Origin of the sequence: Streptomyces sp. NPDC058008 (assembly GCF_042886395.1) — a bacterium.
Lineage (GTDB): Bacteria > Actinomycetota > Actinomycetes > Streptomycetales > Streptomycetaceae > Streptomyces.
The window spans coordinates 229,638-241,353 of sequence record NZ_JBHVQX010000009.1 but is presented as its reverse complement, the minus strand read 5'-3'; the positions used below and the strand labels follow the sequence as shown (position 1 = coordinate 241,353).

General features: G+C 73.3%; 12 protein-coding genes. 9 read left to right on the top strand and 3 right to left on the bottom strand.

Translation table 11 applies throughout. The features are described from left to right. Positions 1-83 precede the first annotated feature (83 nt). Positions 84-1,880 carry an AMP-dependent synthetase/ligase gene (locus ACFVS9_RS12165; RefSeq protein ID WP_383118729.1) on the bottom strand — a complete coding sequence of 599 codons (1,797 nt, stop codon included), beginning with the start codon at positions 1,878-1,880 and terminating at the stop codon, positions 84-86. A gap of 281 nt (positions 1,881-2,161) precedes the next feature. On the opposite strand from ACFVS9_RS12165, the gene ACFVS9_RS12160 reads away from it, so the two are divergent. The 6 genes from ACFVS9_RS12160 (at position 2,162) to ACFVS9_RS12135 (ending at position 7,126) form a co-directional block, all read left to right on the top strand. After that, positions 2,162-2,971 carry a metallophosphoesterase gene (locus ACFVS9_RS12160; protein ID WP_383118730.1) on the top strand — a complete coding sequence of 270 codons (810 nt, stop codon included), beginning with the start codon at positions 2,162-2,164 and terminating at the stop codon, positions 2,969-2,971. A 107-nt stretch (positions 2,972-3,078) separates the two neighbouring features. Further along, positions 3,079-3,528 (top strand): SRPBCC family protein, encoded by a 450-nt coding sequence (locus ACFVS9_RS12155; protein ID WP_073747652.1) that lies wholly within the window; start codon positions 3,079-3,081, stop codon positions 3,526-3,528. A 4-nt stretch (positions 3,529-3,532) separates the two neighbouring features. Then, the gene (locus ACFVS9_RS12150) at positions 3,533-4,705 is read left to right on the top strand and encodes an ArsA-related P-loop ATPase (protein ID WP_389931672.1); all 1,173 of its coding nucleotides are present in this window, start codon (positions 3,533-3,535) and stop codon (positions 4,703-4,705) included. A gap of 80 nt (positions 4,706-4,785) precedes the next feature. Then, complete coding sequence (locus ACFVS9_RS12145) at positions 4,786-5,277, top strand: DUF5304 domain-containing protein (RefSeq protein WP_383118732.1); 492 nt, start codon at positions 4,786-4,788, stop codon at positions 5,275-5,277. Between the two features lie 75 nt (positions 5,278-5,352). Next, positions 5,353-6,294: an ROK family glucokinase gene (locus tag ACFVS9_RS12140; RefSeq protein WP_383118733.1), complete on the top strand. Its 942-nt coding sequence runs from the start codon at positions 5,353-5,355 to the stop codon at positions 6,292-6,294. A gap of 70 nt (positions 6,295-6,364) precedes the next feature. After that, positions 6,365-7,126 (top strand): endonuclease/exonuclease/phosphatase family protein, encoded by a 762-nt coding sequence (locus ACFVS9_RS12135; RefSeq protein ID WP_389931670.1) that lies wholly within the window; start codon positions 6,365-6,367, stop codon positions 7,124-7,126. 176 nt (positions 7,127-7,302) lie between these two features. Here the strand turns inward: ACFVS9_RS12135 and ACFVS9_RS12130 are convergent, their stop codons facing one another. Together ACFVS9_RS12130 and ACFVS9_RS12125 are read right to left on the bottom strand one after the other, a co-directional pair. Next, a complete protein-coding gene (locus ACFVS9_RS12130) occupies positions 7,303-7,974 on the bottom strand; it encodes a hypothetical protein (protein ID WP_383118735.1) in 672 nt (223 codons plus the stop codon). Continuing rightward, complete coding sequence (locus ACFVS9_RS12125) at positions 7,967-8,746, bottom strand: alpha/beta hydrolase (RefSeq protein ID WP_383118736.1); 780 nt, start codon at positions 8,744-8,746, stop codon at positions 7,967-7,969. The genes ACFVS9_RS12130 and ACFVS9_RS12125 overlap by 8 nt, the downstream gene beginning before the upstream one ends. A gap of 213 nt (positions 8,747-8,959) precedes the next feature. Between ACFVS9_RS12125 and ACFVS9_RS12120 the strand changes: the two genes are divergently transcribed. From ACFVS9_RS12120 to ACFVS9_RS12110, 3 genes are all read left to right on the top strand, one after another. Then, the gene (locus ACFVS9_RS12120; protein WP_389931669.1) at positions 8,960-9,679 is read left to right on the top strand and encodes a lysophospholipid acyltransferase family protein; all 720 of its coding nucleotides are present in this window, start codon (positions 8,960-8,962) and stop codon (positions 9,677-9,679) included. Positions 9,680-9,745: 66 nt separating this feature from the next. Continuing rightward, positions 9,746-10,951 carry a MacS family sensor histidine kinase gene (macS, locus tag ACFVS9_RS12115; RefSeq protein ID WP_383118739.1) on the top strand — a complete coding sequence of 402 codons (1,206 nt, stop codon included), beginning with the start codon at positions 9,746-9,748 and terminating at the stop codon, positions 10,949-10,951. Then, positions 10,948-11,640 (top strand): response regulator, encoded by a 693-nt coding sequence (locus ACFVS9_RS12110; protein WP_383118738.1) that lies wholly within the window; start codon positions 10,948-10,950, stop codon positions 11,638-11,640. The genes macS and ACFVS9_RS12110 overlap by 4 nt, the downstream gene beginning before the upstream one ends. Positions 11,641-11,716 lie beyond the last annotated feature (76 nt).

Sequence of the window (11,716 nt, the reverse complement as noted above, 5' to 3'; positions counted from 1 at the left end):
CCCGCGGCGTCCCCGCCGGCGGGCGGGGGGCCCGCCCCCCGGCGCGCGGGGCGCGCGGCCCCCGCCCGCGGGACCGCGAGGACTCAGCCGCGGTAGATCGACTCGACCTCGTCCGCGAAGTCCTTCGCCACGACGTTGCGCTTCAGCTTCAGCGACGGGGTGATGTGGCCCGCCTCCTCGGTGAACTGCGCACCCAGCACACGGAACTTGCGCACCGACTCCGCCTTGGACACCGCCGCGTTGCCGTCGTCCACCGCCCGCTGCACCTCGGCCAGCAGCTCGGGGTCCTCGCGCAGCGAGAGCGCCGTCGATCCGGCGGGCTTGCCGTTCTCCTCGGCCCAGCGGGACAGGAACTCCTCGTCGAGGGTGAGCAGCGCGCCGACGAACGGCCGCCCGTCGCCGACCACCATGCACTCCGCGACCAGGGCGTGCGCGCGGATCCGGTCCTCGATCACCGCCGGGGCGACGTTCTTGCCGCCCGCCGTGACGATGATCTCCTTCTTGCGGCCGGTGATCGCGAGGTAGCCGTCCTCGTCGAGCGTGCCGATGTCGCCCGTGTGGAACCAGCCGTCGGCCAGCGCCTCGGCCGTCGCCGCCTCGTTCTTCCAGTAACCGGTGAACAGGTGCTCGCCGTGCAGCAGCACCTCGCCGTCGTCGGCGATCCGCACGACCGAGCCCGGCAGCGGCTGGCCGACCGTACCGATCTTCTGCCGGTCCCACGGGTTGAAGGCGGTCGCGGCGCAGGACTCGGTGAGGCCGTAGCCCTCCAGCACCGTGAAGCCGATGCCGCGGAAGAAGTGGCCGAGCCGCTCGCCCAGCGGCGCGCCGCCGGAGATCGCGTACTCCCCGCGCCCCCCGAGCACGGTGCGCAGCTTGCCGTACACCAGCTTGTCGAAGACCCTGTGCTTGATCCGCAGGCCCACCGACGGGCCCTCCGGGGTGCCCAGCGCGCGGCTGTAGGCGATCGCCGTGTCGGCGGCCCGGTCGAAGATCCTGCCCTTGCCGTCGGCCTGGGCCTTGGCCCGCGCCGCGTTGTAGACCTTCTCGAACACCCGCGGGACGCCGAGGATCAGCGTCGGCCTGAAGGAGGCCAGCTCGTCGGTGAGGTGCTTGATGTCCGGTACGCAGCCGAGCCTGATCGGGGCCATCACCGAGGCGACCTCGACCAGCCGGCCGAAGACGTGGGCGGTGGGCAGGAAGAGCAGGACGGAGCACTCGCCGGTGCGGAAGAGGGGCTTGAGCCGTTCCACGACGTTGCCGCACTCCGCGAAGAAGCTGCGGTGCGTCAGCACGCAGCCCTTGGGGCGGCCGGTGGTGCCCGAGGTGTAGACGATCGTCGCCGGGTCGTCGGCCTTGGCGCTCACCATGCGCAGGTCCAGCGTCTCGTCGGAGACACCGGCGCCCGCCGCCACCAGCTCGTCGACGGCGCCCCGGTCGATCTCCCAGACGTGCCGCAGGCCGGGGAGCCGGTCGCGCACCGAGGCGACGGACTCCGCGTGGGCCCCGCTCTCCACCACGACCGCGGACGCGCCTGAGTCGCCGAGTATCCACTGGACCTGCTCGGGGGAGCTGGTCTCGTACACCGGCACGGTCACGGCGCCCGCGCTCCAGATGGCGAAGTCCAGCAGCACCCACTCGAAGCGCGTACGGGACATGAGCGCGACCCGGTCACCGGGCTGGACCCCCGACGCGATCAGGCCTCTGGCGGTGTCTCTGACCTCGGCGAGGAAGCGGGTCGCCGTGACGTCCGTCCAGACGCCGGCCACCTTCCGGCTCATCACCGCGACATCGGGATGCTGAGCGGCGTTGCGGCGGATGAGATCCGTCAGGTTGCCGTCCGTGGGGACCTCGTACAGGGCCGGAAGGCTGAACTCGCGCAAGACTGCTGCTCCTCATCGGGCTCCGGTTCCACGGCTCTGTGTGACGCACCGGATCGGTCCAAGACTGGCAGATGCTCAAGGGTGGTGAGCACGACTGGACGGGCGGGACGTTACCCACCGGTACTCGGTTCCGGAAAGGGGGTTCCGGCCAGATGTCTTATGCATCACACATATCCATGGTCCTCCGGCGCACACTAGTCCACCCGTGTCCCGGCGCGGAAGTAATCGCAGGTCCGACGGCCTCTACCCAGAGCGGTGCGGCGCGACCTAGGGTGAACTCCATGCGAGCCGGCACACCGCACGATCAGCACACGACCTCCATCCGACGGACACGCGTGCACGTCGTCAGCGACGTGCACGGCAACACGGAGGCGCTGGCGCGCGCGGGGGACGGCGCGGACGCCCTGGTCTGCCTGGGGGACCTGGTCCTGTTCCTCGACTACGCCGACCACGCGCGCGGCATCTTCCCCGACCTGTTCGGCGTCGCCAACGCCGACCGCATCGTCGAGCTGCGCACCGCGCGCCGCTTCGAGGAGGCCCGCGCCTTCGGCCGCGAGCTGTGGGCCGGCGTGGACCGCAACGCGGCGATCCTGTCCGCCGTACGCAAGCAGTACGCCGAGATGTTCGCCGTCATGCCCACCCCGACGTACGCCACGTACGGCAACGTCGACGTGCCCGCCCTCTGGCCCGAGTACGCAGGTTCCGGTACGACCGTGCTGGACGGCGAGCGTGCCGAGATCGGAGGCCGGGTCTTCGGGTTCGTCGGGGGCGGCCTCAGAACGCCGATGAACACCCCGTACGAGATCAGCGACGAGGAGTACGCGGCCAAGGTCGAGGCGCTCGGGCCGGTGGACGTCCTGTGCTCCCACATCCCCCCGGACGTCCCGGAGCTGACGTACGACACGGTCGCCCGGCGCTTCGAGCGCGGCAGCCGCGCCCTCCTGGAGGCCATCCGCCGCACCCGCCCCCGCTACGCGCTTTTCGGCCACGTCCACCAGCCGCTGGTCCGCCGGATGCGGATCGGCGTCACCGAGTGCGTCAACGTCGGCCACTTCGCGTCGAGCGGCCGGCCCTGGGCCCTGGAGTGGTGAGACACGGTCACCGGGGCGCGGGCGGGAGGGCCGCCGGCACGCGATAGCCTGCACACGGCAGGCCTCTGCCGAACGCGACCGGTACACCGCACTGGAGGGCCACGGCGATGGCTGAACACACCAGCTCGAGCATCACGATCGAGGCGGCACCGGCCGACGTCATGGGAGTGATCGCCGACTTCGCCCGCTACCCGGAGTGGACCGGCGAGGTGAAGGAGGCCGAGATCCTGGCCACCGACGACCAGGGCCGCGCCGAGCAGGTCCGCCTCGTCCTGGACGCCGGGGCGATCAAGGACGACCACGTCCTCGCCTACACCTGGAACAGCCCCTACGAGGTCGGCTGGACCCTCGTCAAGTCCCAGATGCTGCGCGCCCTCGACGGCAGTTACGCGCTGGCCCCCCTGGGCGACGGCGACCGCACCGAGGTCACCTACCGGCTCGCCGTCGATGTCAAGATCCCGCTGCTCGGCATGATCAAGCGCAAGGCCGAGAAGGTCATCATCGACCGCGCCCTCGCCGGGCTGAAGAAGCGCGTCGAGTCCGTCCCGAAGGCCTGATCGCGTGCGTACGGTCCTCGTCACCGGCCCCGGCGGCGCAGGCCGTACCACCGTCGCCGCGGCGACCGCGCTGGCCGCGGCCCGCGACGGCCGCCGCACCCTCCTGCTCTCCGCCGACCCCGTACCCGCCCTTCCCGAGGGCACCGGGGCCGGACAGCTGCCGCACCGCGTCCGCCTCGACCCCGCCGCGCACTTCCGCGCCGAGTTCCTCGAACTCCAGGACCGGGCGTCCGGAGTGCTCGACCTGCTCGGCGCCAACCGGCTGGACGGCGAGGAACTCACCGAACTCCCCGGCAGCACGGAGCTGGCCCTCCTGCACGCCCTGCACCGGGCGGCCGCGGGCGACTGGGCGGCGGACGGCTACGAGGTCCTCGTCGTCGACCTGCCCCCGCTCGCCGACGCCCTCGACCTGCTCGCGCTGCCCGGCCGGCTGCGCCGCTACCTGCGCCGCCTCCTGCCCAGGGAACGCCAGGCCGCACGCGCCCTGCGCCCGGTGCTCGCCCAGCTCGCGGGCGTCCCCATGCCCGCCCAGTGGCTGTACGAGGCCGCCGCCCGCAAGGACGCCGAACTGGCCGCCGTCGAGGCGCTGATCGAGGACGGCGCGACCACCGTGCGGCTGGTCGCCGAACCGGGGCGGGCCGCCGCCGAGGCGCTGAGCTCCGCCCGCACCGGACTCGCCCTGCACGGACTGCGCGTCGACTCCGTCGTGGCCTCCCGGGTCCTGCCCCGCCACTCCGCCGACCCCTGGTTCGCCGATCTCGCCGCCCGGCAGGAGAAGTGCCTGGACCACTGGCACCAGGAATGGGCGCCCGGGACCCCCGTGCACGAGAGCGCCCACCTCGGCCGCGAGCCGCGCACCGCCGAGGACCTCGCCCTGCTGGACGGGGCCCGCGCACCGGACGACCGCGCACCGGGACACGCCGGGAACCCCTGGTGGACCGAGGACGCCGGGGACGGAGTCATCGCCTGGTGCCTGCCGCTGCCGGGGGCTGCCAAGGAGGACCTCAGGCTGGTCCGCCGCGGTGACGAACTCCTCCTGACGGCAGGGCCGTTCCACCGGATCCTGCGCCTGGAGTCCGCGCTGCGCCGCTGCACGGTCTCCGGGGCCGCGCTGTCCGACGGCGTCCTGCGTGTCCGGTTCACACCTGACCCCGCGCTCTGGCCCCGTACACAATGAACGGCGTACCACCGTTCGGGTAACGTCGGTAGTACGTGGCTCGCACGGCCACGCAGGCAACCGCGTCGCAGGAGTCCGCCATGAGTGAAGCCACCGATCGTCCCGTCGACGACGACGCGTGGGCGGAGGCCTGCGCCGAGGACCTGGAGGCGGAGAAGGCGCGCCGCCGGGCCCAGTACGGACAGGAGCCGGGTTCCGCCGCCGACGAGCTGCGCAAGCTGATCGACGCGGTGGCCGACAAGGTCTCCTCGCTCCAGTCACCGCTGCTCGGCGCCGCCGCCCAGGGCACCGTCCAGCAGGTGATCCGGCAGGCACGGTCCGCGGTCGAGCCCGTCATCGAGCGCAACCCGGAACTCTTCGACCACCTCGCCGCCGCGGGCAGCGAACTCCTCGCGGCCTACCGCTCGGCGGTCGAGGGGCAGGAAGGCCGCTGGACCCGGGGCACCGAGGGCGCCGGAGGCACCTCGGCGGGCACCGGGAACGCCCCCGGACCCGGCAGGAAGGCGGCCGAGGACCCCTCGGACCCGCGCGACGAGGGCACGGGCGGCGGCGAACACATCGACCTGGACTGACCCGGGACAGGAAATACCCGTCCCCGGCTCGGGTACGGTTGGCCGTAGCGGGGCTCGACCGAAACTGAGGGATTCATGGGACTCACCATCGGCGTCGATATCGGCGGCACGAAGATCGCGGCTGGAGTGGTCGACGAAGAGGGCCGGATCCTCTCGACGTTCAAGGTATCGACCCCGCCGACCGCCGAAGGCATCGTGGACGCGATCAGCGCCGCCGTGTCCGGGGCGAGCGAGGGGCACGACGTCGAGGCGGTAGGCATCGGCGCGGCCGGATACGTCGACGACAAGCGTGCCACCGTGCTGTTCGCCCCGAACATCAACTGGCGCCACGAGCCGCTCAAGGACAAGGTCGAACAGCGCGTCGGCCTGCCCGTCGTCGTCGAGAACGACGCCAACGCCGCGGCCTGGGGCGAATACCGCTTCGGGGCCGGGCAGGGGCACGACGACGTCATCTGCATCACGCTCGGCACCGGCCTGGGCGGCGGCATCATCATCGGCAACAAGCTCCGGCGCGGACGCTTCGGCGTGGCGGCGGAATTCGGTCACATCCGGGTCGTCCCGGACGGACTGCTCTGCGGCTGCGGCAGCCAGGGCTGCTGGGAGCAGTACGCCTCCGGGCGGGCGCTCGTGCGGTACGCCAAGCAGCGCGCCAACGCCACCCCGGAGAACGCCACGGTCCTGCTGGGCCTCGGTGACGGCACCGTCGAGGGCATCGAGGGCAAGCACATCAGCGAGGCAGCCCGGCAGGGCTGCCCGGTGGCCATCGACTCCTTCCGCGAGCTGGCCCGCTGGGCCGGAGCCGGACTGGCCGACCTCGCCTCGCTCTTCGACCCGTCGGCCTTCATCGTGGGCGGCGGCGTCTCGGACGAGGGCGAGCTGGTCCTCGACCCGATCCGCAAGTCCTTCCGCCGCTGGCTGATCGGCGGCGAGTGGCGCCCGCACGCTCAGGTCCTCGCGGCCCAACTGGGCGGCAAGGCGGGCCTGGTGGGCGCGGCGGACCTGGCGCGCCAGGGCTGACCCCACCCGTGTTCCCGACGCCCGTCGCGCCCTCCGGGGAGCGGCGGGCGTCCGTCGTATCGTGCCTCCCATGGTCACGACGCCGACGCCGCTGCCCGACTCCCGTACCGAGCCCGACGGTTCAGCCGTCATCCGGGTGCTCAGCTACAACGTCCGCTCCCTGCGCGACGACACCGAGGCGCTGGCCCGGGTCATCCGCGCCTGCGCACCCGACCTGGTGTGCGTCCAGGAGGCCCCCCGCTTCTTCCGCTGGCGCAAGGCCGCGGCCCGGCTCGCGGCCATGACGGACCTGGTGACCCTCAGCGGCGGGGCCACGGCGGCCGGCCCGCTGCTCCTCTGCTCCCTGCGCGCCACCGTGGAACGCACCGAGGACATCCTGCTGCCGCTCACCCCGGGGCTGCACCGGAGGGGCCTGGCCACGGCCGTGGTACGGATCGCGGGGGCGCGGCTCGGCGTCCTCAGCTGTCACCTCAGCCTCCAGCGCGAGGAACGCCAGGCACAGGCCGGGATGCTGCTGGACGTGGTCGGGGCGATGGAGGTCCCGCACGCCGTCGTGGCCGGCGACCTCAACGACGTACCGGAGGGGGGTGCCTTCCGGCGGCTGGCCGGGCGGCTCCAGGACTGCCGCACCGTACGTCCGTGGGGCGGCGAGCTGACCTTCCCGCCCGGTGCGCCGCGCAAGCGGATCGACGCCGTGTTCGCCACCGGGCGCGTCGAGGTGCTCGGCTGCGGTGTCCCCACGGACCTGCCGGGCGTCACCGGCGCGGACCTGCGGGCGGCCACCGACCACCTGCCCGTGCTGGCCGCGCTCCGGGTGCCGGCGGGGGGCTGAGGCCGGGGCCCGGAGGCGCGGGGCCCCAGGACTCCCGGAACGACGGGCCCCGAGGCGCGGGGCCTCAGGTCCCGTAACGGCGGGGGCCGGGAGCTGCCCGCCCCGGGCAGCCGGGTCCCGGAGGCGCCGGGGCCCAGCCCCTCGACGCCCCGCCCGGACACCGGCCCCGCCCGGGGTCAGACGACCGCGCCGCTGCCCGGATCGTCGTGCTCCTCCTCGTCGGGGGGCATGCGGGCCACCAGGGTGGCGAAGCCGCCCAGGAAGCCGCCGATGGAGAGCGTGGTCAGCCACCACGTCATCTCCCACTGCATCAGGACCGCGACCAGCATCAGCACCGGGCCGCCGACGACCGCGAGCCACGCGAACTTCGCCGTCACGTCGGCCTCGGGGAGCGGCGGCGGCTCCGGCGGGACGAAGTGCCCCTCCTCGCTGTCGTCGGGGTCGTCGATGTCGCCGTCCTTGGGCTCCTCCAGCCCGTAGTCACGCGGGCCCGCGACCCCGGGGGCGAAGACCACCGAACCGCCGAGCGGCTTCTTCTCCGGCGGTCCGCCGGTCGCCTTCCCGCCCACGCCCTTGTCCGTGTCGTCACCCGCGCCGGACTCCGGCGACGGGTCCAGGACGTTGACCTGGCCGTCCTGGAGCGACGCCAGGTCCTCGACCGACTTGAACGGCTTGGCGCCCGGCGGGTCCGGCGGCTCCTCGCCGTACCCCGCGACGATCGCCTCCCAGGCGGCGGCCTCGTCGAGCGGGCGGGCCGCCTCCGTACCCTCGGGGACGGCCGTCCCCTCCGTGGGGCGCGGCTCGCGCTCCTCGTCACTGCCCGTGCGTTCCGCGTCGTGCTCAGCCACCGGACGTGCTCCCCTTCTTGCCAGCGTCGGTTGCGAGGCGTTCGATGAACCGGTAGCTCTCGTCGAAGATCCGCCCCGCATCGTGGTCCAACGTCGCCACGTGGTAGCTCTGTTCCAGCAGGATCTCCTCGACGTCCCGGGACGAGACGCGGCTGAGGATCCGCGCCGAGTCGGCCGGCGGCACGACATGGTCCGTCCGGCTGTGCAGGAGCACGATCGGCTGGGTGACCTGCGGCAGATCGCCGTCGACCAGCCGGAGGAACGTCCGCAGCGAGTGCGCGGCGTGCAGCGGCACCCGGCCGTACCCGACCTCCTCGGCGCCCTCCAGCGCGATGTCGCTGGTCAGCCCCTTCGTCGTACGCACCAGATGCCGGGCCACCGGCAGGGCGTACGCCGACAGGCCGTGCACCTTGTTCGCCGGATTCACCAGCACCAGGCCCGCGATCCGGTCCCCGTGCTTCGCCGCGAGGCGCAGCGCCAGGGCCCCGCCCATGGAGAGGCCGAGGACGAAGACCCGCTCGCACCGGGCGCTCAGCGCCCTCAGCTCGCGGTCCACCTCCGCGTACCAGTCCTGCCAGCCGGTGACCGCCATGTCCTCCCAGCGCGTGCCGTGACCGGGCAGCAGCGGGAGGGACACGGTCAGTCCCCGCTCCGCCAGGAAGCCGGCCCACGGGCGCAGCGACTGCGGCGAACCCGTGAATCCGTGACAGAGGAGGACGCCGGCCTCTCCGCCCTCGTGGCGGAACGGCTCGGCTCCGGGGAGGACCGGCACCAGGGTCTCCTGTTCGTGAAGGGGGGCGGGGTGCGGGGTGTGCGAAAGGATTACCTCACCGTACGCGACCGGACCGACACCGACCAGGGCCGTCACCGTCCGGGCGGCCCCCGCCCGCGCGGGCGCCTGTGAGGGACACCGCCCCGAGCGGGCGGGAAGGGCGGCGGCCCCACAGGCTAAGGTCGGTCGGACGGCACACAGGAGGCACCAGAGTTGATCTACGGCGCAATGAAGTTCTCCATCGGCGGTTCCCTGAAGCTCGCCTTCAGGCCGTGGGTGGAGGGCCTGGAGCACATCCCCGCACACGGGCCGGCGATCCTCGCGAGCAACCACCTCTCGTTCTCCGACTCCTTCTTCCTGCCGGCCGTCCTCGACCGCAAGGTGACCTTCATCGCCAAGGCGGAGTACTTCACCGCGCCGGGAGTGAAGGGCAAGCTCACCGCCGCGTTCTTCAAGGGCGTCGGCCAGCTCCCGGTGGACCGCTCAGGGGGCCGGGGCGCCGGGGAGTCGGCGATCAGGGCGGGCATCCAGGTGATCGAGAGCGGCGGGCTCTTCGGCATCTACCCGGAGGGCACCCGCTCGCCCGACGGACGGCTCTACCGGGGCAAGCCCGGCGGCCTGGCCCGGGTGGCCCTGGCCACCGGCGCGCCCGTGATCCCCGTGGCGATGATCGACACGGAGAAGATCCAGCCGCCCGGCCAGGTGATGCCCAGGCTCATGCGGCCGGGCATCCGCATCGGTCAGCCGCTGGACTTCACGCGCTACCAGGGCATGGACGGCGACCGCTTCATCCTGCGCTCGGTGACCGACGAGGTCATGTACGAGATCATGAGGCTCTCCGGCCAGGAGTACGTGGACGTCTACGCGACCGCGGCCAAGCGGCAGATCGCCGAGGAGGCGAAGAAGAAGGGCACGGAGGGGCCCGGCGCGTAACGGCGTCGCGGACCGTCCGGAGCGGGCAGCATGGCAGGGGAGACGTCGGGGGAGGGCGTGGGGGACATGGCCGGGCGTGAACGGGTCGTACGGATGTCGGTCGAGCTGCCGCTGTGGCGCGCGCTGAGCGCGTACCGGGTGCTGACGCTGGTCTACGCGGCGCTCCTCGCCGGCTTCGGCCGCGACAAGTGGGAGCGCCCCTGGGTCGCCGTCGCCTACCTGGCGTTCCTCGCCGTATGGACGCTCGCCACCCTGCCCCGGGTGGCCAACGCGGCGAGCTGCACCAAGCGCTTCCTCGGCCTGGACCTCACGGTCGCCCTGGCCGGCATCCTGCTCACCCCGCTCGCCGACTTCGACGCCCAGCACGTGGACGGGCCGACGCTCCCGTCGATCTGGACCGCTGGCGCGGTCCTCGCCTTCGCGCTGAAGGGCGGCTGGCGCTGGGCGGCCTTCGCCTCCACCCTCGTCGCCGCCGCGAACATCGTCGAGCGCGGCGAGCCCAGCGAGGACACCTTCCACAACGTGCTCCTGGTGTGGGTGGCCTCCATCGCCATCGGCTACGTCGTCGAGGTGGCCCGCGCAAGTGAGCGCACCCTGGCCCGCGCCCTGGAGATCGAGGCCGCGACCCGGGAGAGGGAGCGGCTCGCCCGCGACATCCACGACAGCGTCCTCCAGGTGCTCGCCATGGTCCAGCGGCGCGGCACGGCCCTCGGCGGCGAGGCCGAGGAGCTCGGCCGGATGGCCGGGGAGCAGGAGGTCGCCCTGCGGACGCTGGTCTCCAGCGGCCTGGTGCCCACGGCCCGGGTGTCCGGGGACAGCACCGGGAGCGCCGTGGACACCGACGGCGCGGACGGCGCGGAGACCGATCTGCGCACGCTGCTCGCTCCGCACGCGGGCTCCAGGGCCACCTTCGCGGAGCCCGGCGCCCCGGTGCTCCTCGCGGCGGGGGCGGCGCGGGAACTGGCCGCGGCGGTGAGCGCCGCGCTGGACAACGTCCGGGTCCACGCGGGACCGGACGCCCAGGCGTGGATCCTGGTCGAGGACGAGCCGGACGCGGTGATCGTCACCGTCCGCGACGACGGGCCGGGCATCCCGGAGGGCCGGCTCGACCAGGCGGAGGGCGAGGGCCGGCTCGGCGTCGCCCTCTCGATCCGCGGCCGGCTGCGCGATCTGGGCGGCACGGCGGAGGTGATCTCGGTACCCGGCCAGGGCACCGAGGTCGAGCTGAGAATTCCGAAGGTCTCACGGGGGAAGGCAGGAACGGCACGATGAGTACACCGAACACGCAGGCGTCCGGGGAGCGGGCCATCAAGGTGATGGTCGTCGACGACCACCCGATGTGGCGCGACGCCGTGGCCCGCGATCTGGCCGAGTCCGGCTTCGAGGTGGTCGCCACCGCCGGGGACGGCCCCGGCGCCGTCCGCCGGGCCAGGGCCGCCGGGCCCGACGTCCTGGTGCTCGACCTGAACCTGCCGGGAATGCCCGGGGTCCAGGTCTGCAAGGAACTCGTCGGCTCCCACCCCGGGCTGCGCGTCCTGGTGCTGTCCGCCAGCGGCGAGCACGCGGACGTCCTGGAGGCCGTGAAGTCGGGTGCCACCGGGTACCTGCTGAAGTCGGCCAGCACCCAGGAGCTGACCGACGCCGTGCGCGCCACCGCGGCGGGCGACCCGGTCTTCACACCGGGTCTGGCCGGGCTCGTCCTCGGCGAGTACCGCAGGCTCGCCTCCGACCCCGCGCCCGCCGCACCGGACCGGCCGAAGGCCCCGCAGCTCACCGACCGCGAGACGGAGGTCCTGAGGCTCGTCGCCAAGGGCCTCTCGTACAAGCAGATCGCCGAGCGCCTGGTCATCTCGCACCGCACCGTGCAGAACCACGTCCAGAACACCCTGGGCAAGCTCCAGCTGCACAACCGGGTGGAGCTCGTGCGCTACGCCATCGAGACGGGCCTGGACGACGCCTGACCCCCGGATCCCGGCGCCGCGCGGCCGCTCCGGCCGCGCGGCGCCCCCGGGGGACGCCGTATATTCGCGAGGACCG

Coding starts and splice junctions, on each gene's coding strand:
- macS (WP_383118739.1), top strand. CDS start 9,746: ATGGCCGGGCGTGAACGGGTCGTACGGATGTCGGTCGAGCTGCCGCTG.
- ACFVS9_RS12135 (WP_389931670.1), top strand. CDS start 6,365: ATGGTCACGACGCCGACGCCGCTGCCCGACTCCCGTACCGAGCCCGAC.
- ACFVS9_RS12155 (WP_073747652.1), top strand. CDS start 3,079: ATGGCTGAACACACCAGCTCGAGCATCACGATCGAGGCGGCACCGGCC.
- ACFVS9_RS12140 (WP_383118733.1), top strand. CDS start 5,353: ATGGGACTCACCATCGGCGTCGATATCGGCGGCACGAAGATCGCGGCT.
- ACFVS9_RS12160 (WP_383118730.1), top strand. CDS start 2,162: ATGCGAGCCGGCACACCGCACGATCAGCACACGACCTCCATCCGACGG.
- ACFVS9_RS12145 (WP_383118732.1), top strand. CDS start 4,786: ATGAGTGAAGCCACCGATCGTCCCGTCGACGACGACGCGTGGGCGGAG.
- ACFVS9_RS12110 (WP_383118738.1), top strand. CDS start 10,948: ATGAGTACACCGAACACGCAGGCGTCCGGGGAGCGGGCCATCAAGGTG.